The following is a 17,386-nucleotide window of genomic DNA, read 5'->3' on the forward strand; positions in this document are numbered from 1 at the left end:
CGCGTTGTCACCGCGCGGCGCGGTGACCAGGAGCCGGCGCCGCTCGGCGAACGACGGGTCGTAGGCGAGCCGGAAGGCGACCGCCCGGTACTCCTCGGCGAGCCGGGAACCGCTGCGCCCGATGGCGAGCAGCGCGCCCTCGGCCGCGCGTTCGCGGGGCAGTGTGCCGAGGAGCGGGGCACCCAGCGAGCGTACGAGCTCACGGGGGGAGCGCACGGCGGGGTCGAAGACGAGCCGCACCCAGGACAGGAGCAGGCCGAGGGCGAGACCGACGACGGCACCGAGGCCGAGCAGCATCGGCAGGCCCGCGCCGGTGGGTTCGGTGGGGGCGACGGGCTTCTTGTTGAGGTAGCCGGGTGTGGTGTCGAGGGCCTTGAGCTCGGAGATCTTCCGGCTCAGCTCGGAGATGGAGACGATGATGTTGGCGCGGGCACTGCTGACGTCGTCCGTCGCACCGGCCTGGTCCTCCAGCAGGTCGCGCTTGTCCTCCAGCGGGTCCAGCTGGGCGCGGTAGCCGTCGGCCATGTTCTCGATGCTGTCCTCGGTCCGCGCCTTGCGGTGGGCCAGGTAGGCGACGGCGAGGGCCTCGGCGCGGGCGCGGGCCTGCTCGGGGGTCGCACCGGTGTAGGAGAAGCGGAGCGTGAGGGTGTTGGGCGGGTTGGTGACCTGGAGGCCGGCGAGGAGCTTGCGCGCGGTGACGTCGTCGCCCGCCTTGAGCAGGGTGCCCGCGGCCAGCGTCCCCACCGTGTCGCTCACGGCGGTCTGCCGTTCGGAGCCGATGTTGATGCCCTTGTCGGCGGAGGCCCCGGTGGCGAACGGGTCGGCGGTCGCGGAACGCACCTGCACCTCACCGGTGGCGGTGTAGGTGTCCTCGCCGCTGAGCGCGAGGTAGCCGCCACCGAGGAGCCCGACGACGACGCCGACGGCCAGCAGCGCCCGGTAGCGCAGGAGCTGGCGGAACTGGTCCCTGAGCAGGGCCGGTTCGTCGTGGTCGTCGAGCGGGCGGATCGGATGCGTCATCGGCGTGCTCCCCCTTGTGCTTCCCTCGGTGCGTTGCTCCGTGCGCCCGGCCGTGCGTCCCCGAGGGCTTCGCCGAGCAGGGCGTCGAAGCGCGCGAGGCCGGCCTGCCGGCTCAGGTGCCGGGCGACGTAGCGTGGCCCGTGCGCACCCAGCTCGTCCGCCGCCGCGGGATCCCCGACGAGCGCGCGCACCGCGGCGAGGAGCGCGGCGGGGTCCTCCGGGGCGACGAGTGCTCCCGCGCCCGAGCGGCGCACCTCCTCGGCGGTGCCCCCCTCACCGGCGACGGAGGCGACGACCGGGCGGCCGGAGACGAAGTACGAGGTGAGCTTGGACGGGACACTCATGTCCAGGACCGAGGCGCGCTGGGTCACCGCCAGGACGTCGGCGGCGGCCAGCACGTCGGTGAAGTCCGCGGCGTCGGCGGGCGGGGCGAAGTCGATGTTGGGCAGGTCACCGGCCTGCGTGCGCAGGGTTTCGCGCTGGTTGCCGTCGCCCATGAGCACGACACGGATGTCGGGGGCCAGCCGGGCAAGCTCCACCAGTACCTCGAGGCCCTGCTTGAGCCCCATGTTCCCGGAGTGCAGGAGCACCGGGGTGTCCTCCCGCCAGCCGAGCCGGGCCCGGGTGACGGCCCGGTCGGCAGTGGGGGCCTCGACGTGCGTCCAGTTGGGTACGAGGCGGATGCGGCCGGGGTCCACGCCGAGCGCCGTGACGCCCGGCACGAAGCTCTCGTGGATGACCCCGACGAGGGCGGCGCCGCGCAGTGCGTACCGCTCGGCCGCCGCGGCGACGGCCGCCGCCCTGCCCCCGCCCCGGATACCGCTCTGCGCGGCGGCTGCGCCCATCAGGTCCTGGACGACGGGTATGTGGGGGACGCGGTGGCGGCGTGCGACGCGGGCGCCTATGACACCGCCGGCGAGGCTCGGCATCTGGGAGATCACCGCGTCGGGGCGTCCCGGCGGCGGGGCGAGGAGACCGTGCGCGAGCACCGTGGTCTCGAAGAGGGCCCGTGTGAGCGCGCTCTGACGGGGCGGCACGTAGTGGCGCCGGCGGTGCACGCTCACGCCCTCCCGTGTCTCCCGGCGTCGCCACACGCCCCGGTAGTGCTCGTCCACGCGCCAGGCCGGGTAGTGCGGCATTCCGGTCAGCACCTGGGTGCGGGCGCCCGAGGCGGCCCAGTGCTCGGCCAGTTGGGTGGCGTAGGGGCCGATGCCCGTCACTTCCGGAGCGTAGTTGGTGGAGACCACGAGAAGCGCGCGGTCCTCGAGCGGTCTGTGGTGCTCAGCAGCGGACATCGGACGATCGCCTTCCCCCCGGAACAGCCTGTTCACCGAGCTTATCCGTTCGCGCGATGCGCAAGTGTTTATCACAGTAAGGTCGTTGGACCAGTTCCACCGTGGGGGGAGAGAACGGATGGTGCAGCACAGGGTCGGCTACGCGCCGGGGGTGTACGACCTGTTCCACGTCGGCCACCTGAACATCCTGCGGCATGCCCGCAGTCAGTGCGACTACCTGGTGGCCGGGGTGGTCTCCGACGAGATGGCCGCGCTCGCGAAGGGCCACCGGCCGGTGATCCCGCTGACGGAGCGGCTGGAGATCGTCCGCAGCGTGCGGTACGTGGACGCGGCCTTCGTGGAGACCGTGCCCGACAAGGTCGAGACATGGCAGCAGGTCCGTTTCGACGTGATCTTCAAGGGCGACGACTGGAAGGGCACCGACAAGGGCAGGCGCCTGGAGCGCGACTTCGCTGAGGTCGGGGTGGAGGTCGTCTACTTCCCGTACACCGTGCACACGTCCAGCACCCAGCTGCGCCGGGCCCTGGACGTGCTCGTCAGCCGGCCCGGAGCGCTTTCAGCTCCCTGAACCACTTGCCCAGGAACGCCACCAGGAAGAGGGCGTGCACGGCCGCCAGCACCGCGTACCCGGCCCGGAAGGCCGCGGGCGCGCCGAGCAGCAGGAAGACCAGGCAGAACACCCCGTAGTCCGCCGGCAGCAGTGCCACGGCCCGCACCCGGGACACCGGAGCCGTGGCACCTGCGGGCGCCGCCGCGCCGCTCGCCGCCGCCTTGCCGAGCTGCTCCCTCAGCAGACCCGCGCAGAAGGTGAGCACCGCGGTGAACAGGAAGCCGAGCGGCAGCAGGAGCCACGCGTCGCCCGGGGCGCCGAAGCGGTGGAACGAGATCAGTACCGCGGTGTGGACGAGGATCATCTTCGCGCAGTCCACGACGTGGTCGAGCCACTCCCCGTCCGGCCCGCCCCGCCCGGTCAGCCGGGCGAGCTGCCCGTCGGCCGAGTCGAAGGCGAACCCGACGGCCAGCCCGGCGTACACGAGTGCCCCGAGCCGCCAGGAGGGCTCCGCCAGGGCCACCGCGGCGACCGCCGAGAAGGTGAACGCGGCACTGACCAGCGTCACCTGATTCGGCGTCAGTCCGGCTCGGCAGGCCGCCGCGGCCAGCAGGCGGCCGGCCGGCCGGTTCACGTACCGCGAATAGAGCGAGACGCCCTTGGACGACTTCTGCGCGCCGCGCAGTTCGCGCAGCACCGTACCTGTGTGTTCCATACGCCCCCCCAGCGCCCGGCCCGATATCGCTGCATCATCGCAGAGACACGGAGCGGCCAGGGGGTGTACGGCCGCATCGACGGCAGGTGATCGCCGGCTCCGGCCCCTGGGCCGGGCCGGTCCCGCCTTCGCGGTCACCCGGGGTGCCGGTGGCGGCCACCACGACCGTCGCCGCCATCGGCACCCCGGCGGAAGCGCGTCAGCCGGATCCGGGGGCCGGGTCCGTCCCCGGATCCCGGCCGCCGTCCGGATCCGGCTCCGGCCCGGGCGCGGAGGGGTCGCCCTCTTCCGGCTCCCGCTCCCACTCCCCGTCCGGTTCGCTGAGCTGCGCGTCCAGGTCGTCGAACAGCAGCTCGTCGTGGTCGATCTGGCCCGTGCGGTAGGCCGACCGGGCCACGAGGTGGGCGGCCACCGGGCCCGTCATCAGCTGGAAGAAGCCGATGAGGGCCAGCGTGGCCACGTCCATGCCGCCGCGCAGCCTCAGCGCGACCCCCGCGAGCACCAGCAGCAGCCCGAGCGTCTGCGGCTTCGTCGCGGCGTGGCTGCGCGAGAGGACGTCGGGCAGTCGCAGCATGCCGGCCACCCCGAGCAGGCAGATCGCCGCCCCGAGGAGGACGAGGACCGCCCCGGCCGTGTCCATGATCTGCAGCCAGACGCTCACTTCCGTGCCTCCTCGCCCGCGGGCTTCCGCCGCGACAGCGGCCGGTCGCGTACGGCGATGAAACGCGCGATGCCGACCGACCCGGTGAAGCCGAGGAACGCGAGCACCAGCATGATCGGGAAGTAGAACGAGTCACGGGCGAAGGCGGACTTGGCACCGAGCCCCGCGATGATCAGTGCGGCGCAGACGTCCAGGGCGATGGCCCGGTCCAGCATGGAGGGGCCCCGGCTGATCCGTACGAACAGCAGGACGCCCGCCACGACGATGATGACGACGGCCGCCGTGATCAGTACCCGGTCGACGGTCTCGGGCCCGCTCACGCGCCCTCCCCCCGGTCGCCGGACTCCCCGGTCGGCGGTGGCGGCTGGGCGACCCGGCCGATCTCCTCCGGGGTGCCGAAGGCCCGCACGGTCAGCTCCTCCAACCGCCAGACGGAGCGCCGGGCCGCGTCGAGCTCCTCGGGCCGGTCGGCGTCCAGGACGTGGAGGAAGAGGGTTGCCGTGGCCTTCCGGACCTCGATGACCGAGCCGCCCGGCACGTTGGACACGGTGACGGCGGTCGCCGCGAGCATCAGGTCGCCGCGGCAGCGCAGGGGCACGGCGATGACAGCCGGCCGGTGCGGGCGGTCGGAGAACATCTGCCGGGTGACCTTCACCCCCGAGGTGTACATGTCGTAGAGCAGGTAGCCGGCGAGCAGCAGGATGCCCCAGGGGTGCAGCCGCAGCCCGTAGTCGACCCTCGGCAGCGGGAACGCCAGGCAGACGGCGACCGCGACGACCACCCCCGTGATGACGTTGGCCCAGGTGAGGGTGGACCACAGCAGGACCCAGATGAGGGTGAGCCAGGCGATCAGCGGCAGGTCGAGCACCCGTCGCCGGCGCCCGGCGAACTCGCAGCTGTAGGGGGGCAGGTCGGGGTTGCGGTACGACAGGGTGATCAGGCGCCTCACCGGCCGAGCACCTCCTCCACATAGGGGCGGCGCGCGATGAGCTCGGCTGCCGATCGGTCGGTGTACGCCGTCAGGGGGCCGGCCAGCACGGTGAAGGCGAGGCCGAGCGCGACGGCGCCCGCCGTGGCGGCCGTCATGGGCCGTGGCGGGTGGACGGTGGTGATGACGGCCCGCCCCTGCAGGGTGGCGGCCGCCGTGGCCCCGGCCGCGGGGCGCGGGGGTGCGATTCCCTCGTCACCGGTGCCGGGGATGCGGTCCGGTCCGGTGTCGGCGTCGTCGTCGTCGCTGTCGTCCGGGGACTCCAGGACCGTCCCGTAGGCGGCCTGCCCGGGCGGCTCGGTCCGCCAGAACGCCAGGTTCCAGATCTTGGCCATCACGTAGAGGGTGAGCAGGCTGGTCACGGTGGCACCGGTGACGAGGATCCACGCCCAGAGGCTGCCGTCCGCGACACCGGCCCGCATGAGCCCGAACTTGCCGATGAAGCCGGACAGCGGGGGGATCCCGGCGAAGTTCATGGCCGGCACGAAGAAGAGGACGGCGAGCAGGGGGGCCGACCTGGCGAGCCCGCCGAGCCGGGTGAGCTCGTTGGTACCGCCCCGGCGCTCGATGAGCCCCGCGACGAGGAAGAGGGTCGTCTGGACGGTGATGTGGTGGGCGACGTAGAAGATCGCACCGCCGTAGGCCGCACGGGTGGCGAGGCCGATCCCGAAGACCATGTACCCGATGTGGCTGATGAGGGTGAAGGAGAACAGCCGTTTCAGGTCGGTCTGGGCGACCGCTCCGAGGATGCCCACGAGCATCGAGGCGAGGGCGAGGGCCATGAGCAGGTCGCCGAGACGGTTGCCGGGGAAGAGCAGCGTCTCGGTCCGCAGCATGCAATAGATGCCGACCTTCGTCAGCAGGCCGGCGAAGACGGCGGTGACGGGCGCCGGGGCGGTCGGGTAGGAGTCGGGGAGCCAGGCCGCCAGGGGGAAGACGGCGGCCTTGACGGCGAAGACGGTGAGCAGCATCGCCTGGATCAGTGTCTGGACGCCGAGCCCGAGGTCCGGGAGCCGGACGGCCAGCTGGGCGAAGTTGACCGTGCCGGTGGCCGCGTACGTCATGGCGATGGCGGTCAGGAAGACCATCGAGGAGAACAGCGAGATGATCACGTAGGTGGAGCCGGCCCTGATGCGGGGGCCCGTTCCGCCCAGCGTGAGCAGGACGAAGCTCGACACCAGCATGATCTCGAAGCCGACGTAGAGGTTGACGAGATCGCCCGCGAGGAAGGTGAGGGACACCCCGGCGACCAGGATGAGGTAGGCGGGGTGGAAGACGGCGACGGGCGTCTCCTTGTCCCGGTCGGCCATGCCCTGGCCCAGCGAGTAGACCAGGACGCAGAGCGTGACCGCCGAGGAGACGGTCAGCATCAGCCCGGACAGCCGGTCGGCGACCAGGGTGACGCCCAGCGGCGGGGCGAAGTCGCCGAGGTGGACGGAGAGGGGCCCCTGCCGGTCGGCGCCGATCATCAGGGCGACCGAGAGGCCGAGCACGGCGGTGAGGACGGCGACGCTGATGAAGCGCTGGAAGCGCGCGAGCCGGGTCCCGAAGGCGAGGCTGAGCCCGGTGGCACAGAGTGGCAGCAGGACCGGCAGCGGCACGAGCGCGTTCATCCGGCGGCTCCTCGGTCGTCGTCCTCGTGGTTCACGTAGTCCTCCGGGTCGGCTCCCAGCACGTCGTGCCACAGGTCGCCACCGGCGTCGCGGCCCCTGGCCTGCAGAGCGCGGTCGGCACGCAGCCGGGAGCGCAGCCGGTGGCGTTCGGCGCGGTAGCGGGCGCGCTCCGCGCGCGTACGGCCGGCCCCCGACCGGAACTCCTCGCGCAGTTCCGCCCGCTCCCCCAGCACCTCCGCGCGCAGGAAGACGCGCCGGTCCTCCAGGTCGTCGTGGACCTCGTCCGTGCCGGTCAGCTGGTGGCTGCGGTAGGCCATGGCGAGCAGGAAGGCCGTGGTGGCGAGGGTGATCACGATGGCGGTGAGGGCGATGGCCTGGGGCAGTGGGTCGGTGACCCTGCGCAGCGGGACCCCGTACAGCAGGGGAGCCGCGCCGGCCGATCCGGTCGCCGAGAGCACCAGCAGGTTGATGCCGTTGCCCGCGATGACCGCGCCGAGCAGGATGCGGGTGAGGGGACGGGTCAGCATGAGCATGCCGCCGACGGCGCAGAGCACCACCGCGGTGGCGAGGAGTGAGGCGCTCATGGTCATCGGGCGGTCTCCCCCGCACCGGTGTCCTGCGCGGGGGCCAGTGCGCCCGCCGCCCGCTCGATCTGCCGGTCGACCTTGGCGCCCAGCGCCCGCACGATGTCCAGGACCACACCGAGGACCAGCAGGTAGACCCCGCAGTCGAAGACGACCGACGTGCTCAGGTGGTAGTCGCCGAACACGGGCAGGTGCCCGTGATGGGTCCAGGCGTGCAGCACCGTGCCCTCGGCGAGGCCGCCCAGGGCCACCGCTGTCGACAGGAACAGCCCCAGGCCGGTGAAGAGGCCCGGTTGCAGCGGGGCGGCCTCCGCGAGCTCGAAGCGGCCGCCCGCCAGATAGCGGGTGATGAGCCCGAGCCCCGCGACGAGTCCGGCGACGAAGCCGCCACCGGGCATGTTCTCCGCGCAGAACAGCAGGAACAGGGAGAGCACCAGGATCGGGTGGAAGAGCAGCCGGGCCACCACCTCGAAGACCACCGACCGGTGTTCGGGGGCGAGGGTGGAGCCGGCGGCCAGCCAGCTGCGCTCGGGCGCGGTGTCGTCACCCTTCGGCAGTCCGCTCAGCCGGCGGCCCGACAGTGCCCAGGCCGTCTCTCCGGTCAGTTCCTCCCGCTCCCTGTGCAGGGACGTCTCGCTGCGGCGGTGCAGGTAGATGAGGCTGGTCACCCCGATCGCCGCGGCGGCAAGGACCGCCGACTCACCCAGCGTGTCCCACGCCCGCAGGTCCACCAGGATGGTCGCCACCACGTCCTTCAGGCCGTGGTGGGCGACCTCCTCGACCATCGCCGCGCCCGCCGGTTCGGCCACGCGCGCCGCTCCGGCCACCCACACGGCCACGCCCACGGTCGCGGCGGCGGCCAGGGCCACCGGAATGCGCAGGTTCCGCCGCCAGGTACCGATCGACTCCTCGAAACGCACCGGCATCCGGCGCAGGACCAGCACGAACACGATCATCGACACCGTCTCGACGCAGAACTGGGTGAGCGCCAGGTCGGGCGCGCCCTGGACCACGAACAGCAGGGCGGTGCCGTATCCGGTCAGTCCCGCCAGGACCACCGCCTTCATGCGGCGGCTCACGGTCAGGCACGACAGCGCGGCGGCACAGGTCAGCACGGCCAACGCCCCCTGGAGCGGGACGTCCCAGAGCCGGGGGGCGGCCGCTCCCTCCCACGGGCGGTCCACGATCAGGACGGCCGACTGGCCGGCCAGCATCACGAGGAAGGTGATGGCCAGGTAGCCGGGGAGGGAACCGCGCTGGACGAAGCCGGTGACCTGGAGGGCGACACGTTCCAGGCCCAGCAGGAGGTGGCCGAAGACGCTGTCCGCGGTGGGCCAGGCGACGCGCCGGGAGAAGCGGGCGACGGTGTCCCGTCCGGCGAAGAGGGCGGCGCCGCCCACCCAGGTGAGGGCGGAAAGCACCAGGACACTCCCGAAGCCGTGCCAGAGCGCCAGGTGGTAGGGGTGCGCGGGGGCGGGGAAGGTGTCGGCGTACGCGCTCACCAGCCGGTCCGTCCAGCCGACGCCGGGCCCCAGCACCAGTCCGGCCACGGCGAGCACGGCCGGCGGCGCCAGGAAGGCCGCGCCGACGCGGTGCACCGGCGTCCTGGCGACATCGAGCTTGCGCGCGAAGGCACCCCACACGAAGCGGGCGGTGTACGCGACGGTCAGGAGCGAGCCCGCCACGACGACCGCCAGCAGCCACCGGTCGAGGGCCGCACCGCGCAGCAGCGCGTCGAAGGCGGCCTCCTTCGCGGCAAATCCCAGGAGGGGCGGCAGGGCCGCCATCGAGGCGGCGGCGACGACGGCGACCGCGCACACGCCCGGCAGCGCGGACCCCACACCGGAGAGCTTTCGCAGGTCGCGGGTGCCGGCCGCGTGGTCCACGATGCCGATGACGAGGAACAGGGCGGCCTTGAACAGGGCGTGGGACAGGATCATCACGCCGGCCGCGAGCGCCGCGTCCCGGTTCCCCGCCCCGGCGAGCACGACGAGGAAGCCGAGCTGACTGACGGTGCCGTAGGCGAGGACGAGCTTGAGGTCGTTCAGGCGCAGCGCGCGCCAGCCGCCGAGGAGCATGGTCGCGCCGCCCAGCACCAGGACGACCGGCCGCCAGAGGGGGACGTCGGCGAAGCCGGGGGCGAGCCGCGCCACCAGGTAGACGCCGGCCTTGACCATGGCCGCGGCGTGCAGGTAGGCGCTGACGGGGGTGGGCGCGGCCATGGCGTTCGGCAGCCAGAGGCTGAACGGCCAGATCGCGGACTTCGAGAGGGCCCCGCACAGGACGAGGGCGACGGCGACGGACACGGCGAGCGTCGGCTCCGGCGGGTCGGCGACGATCGCCGAGATCCGGTAGGTGCCGGCGGCGTGACCGAGGATCAGGAAGCCGACGAGCATGGCGAGGCCGCCGAGCGTGGTGACGGTGAGCGCCTGGAGGGCCGAGCGGCGGTTCTTCTTCCGCTCGCTGCCGTGGCCGATGAGCAGGTACGAGAAGACCGTGGTCAGCTCCCAGAACACGTACAGGGAGATCAGGTCGTCCGCGAGGACCAGGGCGAGCATGGCCCCGGCGAAGGCCAGCAGGTTTCCCGCGAAGGAGGCGAGTCGCGGGGAGTCGTCGGTGAAGTAGGAGGCGCAGTACAGCAGGACGAGCATGCCCACCCCGGCGGCGAGCAGCACCATCAGTTCGGCGAGCGCGTCCAGGCGCAGGGCGAGGGACACGTCGTACGTGCCGATCCACTCCCACGACCAGGTGACGGCTCCGCCGGAGGCCGTGTCCGTCCACCGGGTGGCCGCCCAGGCGGTGGCGGCCGCCGGAGGCAGGGCGAGCACGACGAATGCGTACCTGCCGAGCCGCCGCACCAGCGGGCCCGCGCAGGCTGCCAGGGCGAAGTGGCAGACGATGAGCGCGATCACGACGGCTGGTCCGGGACGAAGGGCACCGAATACAGATATATCCCTCGGCGCGGTTCACCCGTCCGGCGCGCCGCGCGGCGTCCGCCCCACTGGTTCCGGCCCGCGTCGGGTGTCGTCGGCAACCGCCCCGCTGTGCTCACAGAACGGCGTCTGCCCTGGTTGGCCGCGGTCACACGGTTCGGCCCGCGGCCCTTCACGCCGGGCCGCCCCGTCATCGTGCCGCGCGCGCAGTGCCCTGCCGGCGGTCAGGGGGAGGTGGGCCGGAACATCGGGCACCACGTCCGGCATTCCGGGGGCCTTCCGCCCGGTGTGCGGGCCGCAGTGCACGTCGTCACGGACCGTGATGCCCGCACCGTCGTGCGAGGTGACCGCCGCGCGAGCGGCCGCTTCACCGGTCACCGCCGCCCCCTTCCGGGGGAGTCCACAAGGTCCCGTACGCCTCAAGGTTCGCCCCGTACTGCGCCGCGCGCCACCAGGAGGACATGTGCGTCACCGGCGGTTCGGGCGTGCGCGCGGACGGGTCCCCGGCCCCCGGGGCCGCTCGGCCCAGGTCTTCGGCAGCCGCGCACAGCGCCGCGTGGCACCGGTGGCCGGTTCGCGCGCCCCCGGCCGGCCACAGGTGAAATGCGGGTGCCTGACGGGCCGTCGACCCGACATCATGAGGCATGCCCTGGACCTTCACCCACGACGCCGGCGCCTTCCTCGACGCGGCCGGCGCCTCACTGTCCGCCCGGCCCGCCGAGAACACCCTGGTACTGACCGTCACCGCGACGCTGCGGCGCAGCGGCCCGCACGCCTTCGGGGACGACACACCGGTGCTGGGCTGGTGGCGCGGGCCGGACGGCGGGGTGGCGGGGACGCTGGTGTGGACGCCTCCGTACGTGCCGCTGCTGGGTTCCGTGGCTCCCGAGGCCCTCGGTCCGCTGGCCGAGGCGCTGGTGCTGCCCGGCGTCGACGCGGACCGCGCCACCGCGCGGGCCCTCGCCTCCCACTGGCCCGGCCATCGGGTCGACCAGGAGCAACGGCTCCACCGGCTCGGCACACTGATGCCGCCCTCCCCCGCACCCGCCGGCGGCCCGCGCACCGCCACCGCCGCCGACCGGGCGCTGCTCCTGGACTGGGTGCGGGCCTTCGCCGAGGAGACCGGTCAGGCGGGTGACCGGGCCGAGCGGATCGTCGACGAACGGACGGCACACGGCGGGCTGACCCTCTGGGAGGCCCAGGGGGCACCCGTGTCCATGGCGGGCGTCTCGCGCGAGGCCGCGGGCACCGTCCGGGTGGCGACGGTCTACACCCCTCCCGGGCACCGGGGCCGCGGCTACGCGGCGGCGGTGACGGCGGAGGTCAGCCGGGCGGCGCGGGAGGCGGGCGCCCGTGAGGTCCTGCTCGTCACCGACCTCGCCGACCCGACGAGCAACGGGGTCTACCGGCGCATCGGCTACGAGCCCGTCTGCGACCGCCTGCTGATCACCGCGGAGCCGCGGTGACGGCCGGGGCCGGGGAGGCGCCGGCGGCGCAGAGGTGGCTGATCGCGGCGAACGTCGTGCGCTGGCGGCGCTACGGCGAGGGCGGGCAGGAGCTGCGGCCCGGCACGAAGTCCTACCGGGGCGGTTCGAAGGTGTACGTCATCGAGACCCACGCGGGCGTGGGCCACGAACAGCTGACCACGATCGGACGCGGGCGCCACACCGGCACGTACGTCACGATCGACATGGCGACGCGCAATCTGCACACCTTCCGGGCGGTACCGGTCCACAGCCCGACCGTGCTGCGGCTGTACGAGGAGGCGGACGTGGGCGGCTGCCGGAGAAGCCGCCAGGACGCCGAGGAGCTCGCCTCGCGCCTCGGCCGGCTGGCCGTCGAGTACCGCACCACCCACTGGGCCGTGCCCCACCCGGTCCCCTGCCGCTGTCACGAGTGCCTGACGCGCTGATCCCGGGCGACCCTCGGCCGGTGGGGGCGCTGTCCGCCCGGTACGGGAGGGGCGAGCGCTTGCCCGGGCGGGTCATGTGACCGTTCCCACACCGCCGTGCGCCCTCAGGCGCGGACGCCGCCGTCGACCTGCCTGAGGGCGGAAGGAGCGGGGCGGACCGGGCCCGGGGAACAGGCCCCCGCCTGCCGGGCTGCCGCCGAACCGCTCCGGCCGCGTGCCGCTGACGTGCTTCCGTCAGGAGCGCGGCATGAGCGTTCAACGAGCACATGTGGCGAAGGTCCCGTTCGTACCGGTCGGCCGCCCCTATGTCTGGAGCGGCGTACTTCGTATGGTTGGGCCCAGGAAGTCCTGTACAGAACTCCTGACGCAGCCGTCCCGGGCGCGACAGCCCCGGTGCACCGGAAACGCACGCCCCGGAACAGAAGCCCCGTCACAGGATGTCTCGCACCCGAACGGAACCCGCCTTGCCGCCCGACGCCCCCGTGCCTCCCCCCTCCTCCTGGCGCATCGCCCTGCCGCACTCCACGGCCGCCGTGCCGATCGCGCGTGCCCTCGTCCGCACGGCCCTGGCGGACCTCGAGGCGGCCGCGGACACCGACACCGCCGAACTCCTCACGGCGGAGCTGGTGGCGAACGCCGTGGAGCACACCGACGGCTCGGGTCCCATCGAGCTGGTGGTCGAGCTCATGGCGACCGGCTGCCAGGTGGAGGTCCACGACCACGATCCCGGCCCGCCGGGCGACCTGTCGGCACTGCGGCCGGGCACGCCCCCGGACCCCTGGCAGGAACACGGCCGCGGACTGCTCCTGATCCGCACCCTCAGCTCCGCCTGCGGCCACCGCGCCACGGAGCACGGGAAGGCCGTCTGGTTCACTCTGCCGGCGGCACCGGGTCCCCGGAGCTGACCAGCCGGGAGCGGCTGCGCCCGTATCCGGCGTACAGCAGGGCGCCCGCCGCCAGGAAGGCCAGGAACTGCAGCCACGTCGCCCAGCCCGTCCCGTACATCAGGTACAGGCAGAAGCCCACGCCCAGGGCCGGGCTCAGGGGGTAGAGCGGCACCCGGAACGAGCGCCTGAGCTCCGGGTTGCGGCGGCGCAGCGCGATCACGGCTATGTTCACCACCGCCATGGTGGCGAGGGTGCCGATGGTCGTCAGGTTCACCACGGCGTCCAGGGACGAGAACGCGGCCGGGACCGCGAAGACCACGGCCACGATCCACGTGTTGGCGACCGGGGTGTGGGTGCGCGGCGAGACCCGCTCGAACACCCGGGGCACCAGCCCGTCGCGGGACATCGACATGAGGATGCGGGTCTGGCCGTACATCACGGCGAGCACGACGGACGCGATGGCCACGACGGCCCCGAACGCGATGATGCCGCCGCCGACGGCCGAGTCGGTGACCTGGTCGACCACCAGGGAGAGGGCGGCCGGCTTGCCCCCCACCGCGTCCGCGCCCAGGGCGCCGATGGCTCCGAGGGCGACCGCGCAGTAGAGCAGCGTGACCAGGCCGATGCAGATCATGATCGCGAGCGGGATGTTCCGCCGCGGGTCCTTGACCTCCTCGCCGGCGGTGGTGATGGCGTCGAAGCCGATGTACGAGAAGAAGGCCACCGACGCACCGGCGGTGACTCCGGCCACGCCCTGCGGCGCGAAGGGCGCCAGGTGCCCGTCCTCGAAGGCGGTGAAGGCGATCGCGCAGAACGCGATGAGGATGCCGATCTTGAGGACCGCCATCGCCGCCGTGGCGCCGGCGCTCTCCCTGATGCCGCGCACCAGCAGGGTGGCGGCCATCATCACCACGACGACCGCCGGAAGGTTGACGGCTCCGCCGTCGGCGGGCCCCGAGGAGAGGGCGGCCGGCAGGTGCACGCCGAAGAGGCTGTCGAGCAGCTCGTTGACGTACTGGCTCCAGCCCACCGCCACCGCCGAGACCGACACGCCGTACTCCAGGAGCAGGCACCAGCCGACGAGGAACGCGACGCGCTCCCCGAGGGTCGCGTACGCGAAGGAGTACGAGCTGCCGGACACCGGGATGGCGCCACCCAGCTCGGCGAAGGAGAAGGCGGTGAAGATGCACGTGATCGCGGCGAGGACGAAGGAGACCAGTACGGCCGGACCCGCCTCGGCGACGCTGTCGGACAGGCCGACGAAGATGCCGGTGCCGACGATCGCCCCCACCCCGAAGCACACGAGCTGGAACAGGCCCATCGTCCGGCGCAGACCATGGCCCTCCAGGTCGGCTCCGGACTCGGCGACCAGCGCGGCGGGGCTCTTGATGCGCGCCCCTGGGCGGAGCGACGGGCTCCCGGGGTTCCGGGGCGTGTGGGGGGCCGGACTCATGGGGGACGTTCTCTTCTCTGGTGGAGCGCGGGGACGCGCGGGGGCGCGCGGGACGGGAGCCGTGGGGGGCTCCGTCGGTGCGGGGCCGGCCGGGGACCGGGCCCATGCAAATGGGGTTCGAGCGTGCGAGCCCGAACCCCACCAAGTGAAACCATCGTAGCCATCACCCCGCATGTTCACCCAATGGGGCGCATCTTCATTCCCCCTGCCCACCGCCGGCCATCGTCGCCACGAGCACGGCCTTGATGGTGTGCATGCGGTTCTCCGCCTCGTCGAAGACGACGGAGTGCGCGGACTCGAAGACCTCGTCGGTGACCTCGAGCTCCTTCAGGCCGTGGCGCGCGTGGATGTCCCTGCCCACCTCCGTGCCGAGGTCGTGGTAGGCGGGGAGGCAGTGCATGAACTTCACGCCGGCGTTGCCGCTGGCCCGGAGGACGTCCATGGTCACGGAGTAGGGCGCGAGGGCGGTGATGCGCTCGTCCCAGACCTCCTTCGGCTCTCCCATCGAGACCCAGACGTCGGTGGCGACGAAGTCGGCCCCCCGGACGCCCTCGGCCACGTCCTCGGTGAGGGTGATGCGCGCACCGCTGGACTTGGCGAGCTCGTGCGCCCGGTCCACGACGGCCTGTGCCGGCCAGTAGGAGGCGGGGGCGATGATCCGGACGTCCATGCCGAGCAGTGCCCCGGTGACCAGGTAGGAGTTGCCCATGTTGAAGCGGGCGTCACCGAGGTAGGCGAGGGAGAGCGCCTCGAGCGGCTTCTCGCTGTGCTCGGTCATCGTGAGGACGTCGGCGAGCATCTGGGTGGGGTGCCATTCGTCGGTCAGCCCGTTGAAGACGGGGACCCCGGCGTGGGCGGCCAGCTCCTCGACCGCCTGCTGGCTGTCACCCCGGTACTCGATGCCGTCGAACATCCGGCCGAGCACCCGGGCGGTGTCCTTGACCGACTCCTTGTGCCCCATCTGCGAGCCCGACGGTTCGAGGTAGGTGGTGGTGGCACCCTGGTCCGCGGCGGCCACCTCGAAGGCGCAGCGGGTGCGCGTCGAGGTCTTCTCGAAGATCAGCGCGATGTTCCTGCCCCGCAGCCGCCGCACCTCGGCGCCGGCCTTCTTGGCGGCCTTGAGCTCGGCGGACAGGGCGATCAGGCCGCGGAACTCCTCGGCCGTGAAATCCAGCTCCTTGAGGAAGTGGCGGCCTGCGAGGTCTATGGCCATGGTGATGCTCCTGGGTCGGACTGCCGGGCGGGGGCGTGCGGGCACGACTCGCCCGCGGCTGCGCCGACGCGCGGGCGCGCGTGGCCGCTCAGGCAAGCGTGCATGCACGCGAGGCCGGAAGTCTATACGAACTCACGCATTGATATACAGAGATCGACCGGGGTGCCGCACTCACTTTTCCACCCACCCGGGCACCGACCACCGGACGCTCCCGCCCGCCGGCCCACGCCGGGCCCCGGGCCACCAGCACCTCGTGGGACGACGCGCCGCGCCCGGACCACAGCCCGGGCACCTCCGGGACGGCCGGCTCACACCGGGTCACGGACCACCGGGCAGCTCATGCACCGCGGGCCTCCGCGGCCCCGGCCGAGTTCGCTGCCGCGGATCTCCACGACCTCGATGCCCTCCTTGCGCAGATAGGCGTTCGTGGTGGCGTTGCGCTCGTAGGCGACGACCACGCCCGGTTCCACGGCCAGCACGTTGCAGCCGTCGTCCCACTGCTCGCGCTCGGCCGCGTGCACGTCCTGCGTGGCGGTGAGGACCCGGATCGCGTCCAGACCGAGGGCGGCGGCGATGGCCCGGTGCATGTGCTCGGGCGGGTGGTCGGTGACCTTCAGCTCGAGGGGGCCGCTGCCGGGCTCGATGGTGTACGAACGGAGCATCCCTAGGCCGGCGTACTTCGTGAACGTGTCCCCGTCGACCATCGTCATCACCGTGTCGAGGTGCATGAACGCACGGCGCTTCGGCAGGTCCAGGGCCACGATGGTCCGGGCGGAACCGGCGTCGAAGAGGCCCCGGGCCAGCATCTCCACGGCCTGCGGGGTCGTGCGCTCACTCATCCCGATCAGGACGGCGCCCCGGCCGATGACGAGGACGTCACCGCCCTCGATGGTGGACGGATAGTCGTCCTGCCCCTGCGACCAGTGGTGGAAGACGCCTGCCTCGGCACCCGTGAACAGCGGGTGGTGCCGGTAGATCGCCTCGAAGTGCACGGTCTCCCGCTGCCTGGCCGGCCACCGCATCGCGTTGATGGACACACCGTCGTAGATCCACGCCGAGGTGTCACGGGTGAAGAGATGGTTGGGCAGCGGGTCGAGCAGGAAGTCGTCCATGTCCATCACGTGGAAGCGGACGGACGTGGGCTCGGCGTGCCGCTCCAGGAACTCCCGCTTCGTCATGCCGCCGACCAGTGCCTCGGTCAGCTCGGCGGTGCCCAGCCCGTCGAACACGGCACGCAGGTGCTCGGTGGCGAGCGGGCCGTACTCCTTCTCCCTGAAGACCCGGTCGAGCACGAGCCGCCGCGCCACCGGGATGTCGAGGGACTCCCGCAGCAGGTCCCCGAAGAGATGGACCTCGACACCCCGCTCACGCAGCACGTCGGCGAAGCCGTCGTGTTCCTCCCGGGCACGGCGCACCCACAGCACGTCGTCGAAGAGGAGCGCGTCCTTGTTGCTGGGGGTGAGCCGTTTCAGTTCCAGATCCGGGCGGTGCAGGATGACGCGGCGCAGCCGCCCGGCCTCGGAGTCGACGTGGAATCCCATGTCTCCATCCTCACCGCGCGG

General features: G+C 72.7%; 15 protein-coding genes and 1 pseudogene. 4 read left to right on the forward strand and 12 right to left on the reverse strand.

Features of this window, described 5'->3' with window-relative positions; genetic code table 11:
- Together ABZ371_RS09415 and ABZ371_RS09420 are read right to left on the reverse strand one after the other, a co-directional pair.
- Window positions 1-1,020, reverse strand: a pseudogene (locus ABZ371_RS09415) (lipopolysaccharide biosynthesis protein); the annotation flags it as partial.
- Window positions 1,017-2,315: a glycosyltransferase gene (locus ABZ371_RS09420; RefSeq protein WP_358675819.1), complete on the reverse strand. Its 1,299-nt coding sequence runs from the start codon at window positions 2,313-2,315 to the stop codon at window positions 1,017-1,019. The pseudogene ABZ371_RS09415 and the gene ABZ371_RS09420, both read right to left, overlap by 4 nt.
- A gap of 118 nt (window positions 2,316-2,433) precedes the next feature.
- Between ABZ371_RS09420 and ABZ371_RS09425 the strand changes: the two genes are divergently transcribed.
- Window positions 2,434-2,883 carry an adenylyltransferase/cytidyltransferase family protein gene (locus ABZ371_RS09425; protein WP_358675821.1) on the forward strand — a complete coding sequence of 150 codons (450 nt, stop codon included), beginning with the start codon at window positions 2,434-2,436 and terminating at the stop codon, window positions 2,881-2,883.
- On the opposite strand, the gene ABZ371_RS09430 is transcribed toward ABZ371_RS09425, so the two are convergent.
- From ABZ371_RS09430 to ABZ371_RS09460, 7 genes are all read right to left on the reverse strand, one after another.
- Complete coding sequence (locus tag ABZ371_RS09430; RefSeq protein WP_358675823.1) at window positions 2,852-3,580, reverse strand: CDP-alcohol phosphatidyltransferase family protein; 729 nt, start codon at window positions 3,578-3,580, stop codon at window positions 2,852-2,854. The two genes, ABZ371_RS09425 and ABZ371_RS09430, sit on opposite strands and share 32 nt — an antisense overlap.
- A gap of 199 nt (window positions 3,581-3,779) precedes the next feature.
- The gene (mnhG, locus tag ABZ371_RS09435; RefSeq protein ID WP_358675825.1) at window positions 3,780-4,241 is read right to left on the reverse strand and encodes a monovalent cation/H(+) antiporter subunit G; all 462 of its coding nucleotides are present in this window, start codon (window positions 4,239-4,241) and stop codon (window positions 3,780-3,782) included.
- Window positions 4,238-4,561 (reverse strand): monovalent cation/H+ antiporter complex subunit F, encoded by a 324-nt coding sequence (locus ABZ371_RS09440; protein WP_358675828.1) that lies wholly within the window; start codon window positions 4,559-4,561, stop codon window positions 4,238-4,240. The genes mnhG and ABZ371_RS09440 overlap by 4 nt, the downstream gene beginning before the upstream one ends.
- Complete coding sequence (locus ABZ371_RS09445; RefSeq protein WP_358675831.1) at window positions 4,558-5,190, reverse strand: Na+/H+ antiporter subunit E; 633 nt, start codon at window positions 5,188-5,190, stop codon at window positions 4,558-4,560. Before ABZ371_RS09445 ends, ABZ371_RS09440 begins: the two co-directional genes overlap by 4 nt.
- Complete coding sequence (locus ABZ371_RS09450) at window positions 5,187-6,842, reverse strand: Na+/H+ antiporter subunit D (RefSeq protein ID WP_358675833.1); 1,656 nt, start codon at window positions 6,840-6,842, stop codon at window positions 5,187-5,189. Before ABZ371_RS09450 ends, ABZ371_RS09445 begins: the two co-directional genes overlap by 4 nt.
- Complete coding sequence (locus tag ABZ371_RS09455) at window positions 6,839-7,432, reverse strand: Na(+)/H(+) antiporter subunit C (protein ID WP_358675836.1); 594 nt, start codon at window positions 7,430-7,432, stop codon at window positions 6,839-6,841. Before ABZ371_RS09455 ends, ABZ371_RS09450 begins: the two co-directional genes overlap by 4 nt.
- Window positions 7,429-10,338: a Na+/H+ antiporter subunit A gene (locus ABZ371_RS09460; protein WP_358675838.1), complete on the reverse strand. Its 2,910-nt coding sequence runs from the start codon at window positions 10,336-10,338 to the stop codon at window positions 7,429-7,431. The genes ABZ371_RS09455 and ABZ371_RS09460 overlap by 4 nt, the downstream gene beginning before the upstream one ends.
- 665 nt (window positions 10,339-11,003) lie before the next feature.
- Between ABZ371_RS09460 and ABZ371_RS09465 the strand changes: the two genes are divergently transcribed.
- The 3 genes from ABZ371_RS09465 to ABZ371_RS09475 all read left to right on the forward strand — a co-directional run bounded on the left by ABZ371_RS09465 (window position 11,004) and on the right by ABZ371_RS09475 (window position 13,176).
- Complete coding sequence (locus ABZ371_RS09465; RefSeq protein WP_358675841.1) at window positions 11,004-11,825, forward strand: GNAT family N-acetyltransferase; 822 nt, start codon at window positions 11,004-11,006, stop codon at window positions 11,823-11,825.
- A complete protein-coding gene (locus ABZ371_RS09470; protein WP_358675844.1) occupies window positions 11,822-12,271 on the forward strand; it encodes a hypothetical protein in 450 nt (149 codons plus the stop codon). Before ABZ371_RS09465 ends, ABZ371_RS09470 begins: the two co-directional genes overlap by 4 nt.
- Before the next feature lie 464 nt (window positions 12,272-12,735).
- On the forward strand, window positions 12,736-13,176 hold the full coding sequence (locus ABZ371_RS09475; RefSeq protein ID WP_358675847.1) for an ATP-binding protein: 441 nt from the start codon (window positions 12,736-12,738) through the stop codon (window positions 13,174-13,176).
- Here ABZ371_RS09475 and ABZ371_RS09480 read toward each other — a convergent pair.
- From ABZ371_RS09480 to ABZ371_RS09490, 3 genes are all read right to left on the reverse strand, one after another.
- Window positions 13,142-14,611 (reverse strand): amino acid permease, encoded by a 1,470-nt coding sequence (locus tag ABZ371_RS09480; RefSeq protein WP_358675850.1) that lies wholly within the window; start codon window positions 14,609-14,611, stop codon window positions 13,142-13,144. The genes ABZ371_RS09475 and ABZ371_RS09480 overlap by 35 nt on opposite strands.
- 196 nt (window positions 14,612-14,807) lie before the next feature.
- Window positions 14,808-15,824, reverse strand: a complete 1,017-nt coding sequence (argF, locus tag ABZ371_RS09485; RefSeq protein WP_358675853.1) for an ornithine carbamoyltransferase — start codon at window positions 15,822-15,824, stop codon at window positions 14,808-14,810.
- 308 nt (window positions 15,825-16,132) lie between these two features.
- The gene (locus tag ABZ371_RS09490) at window positions 16,133-17,365 is read right to left on the reverse strand and encodes an arginine deiminase (protein ID WP_358675856.1); all 1,233 of its coding nucleotides are present in this window, start codon (window positions 17,363-17,365) and stop codon (window positions 16,133-16,135) included.
- Window positions 17,366-17,386 lie beyond the last annotated feature (21 nt).

It is taken from the genome of Streptomyces sp. NPDC005899 (genome assembly GCF_040629645.1).
In the GTDB taxonomy this organism is placed as follows: domain Bacteria; phylum Actinomycetota; class Actinomycetes; order Streptomycetales; family Streptomycetaceae; genus Streptomyces.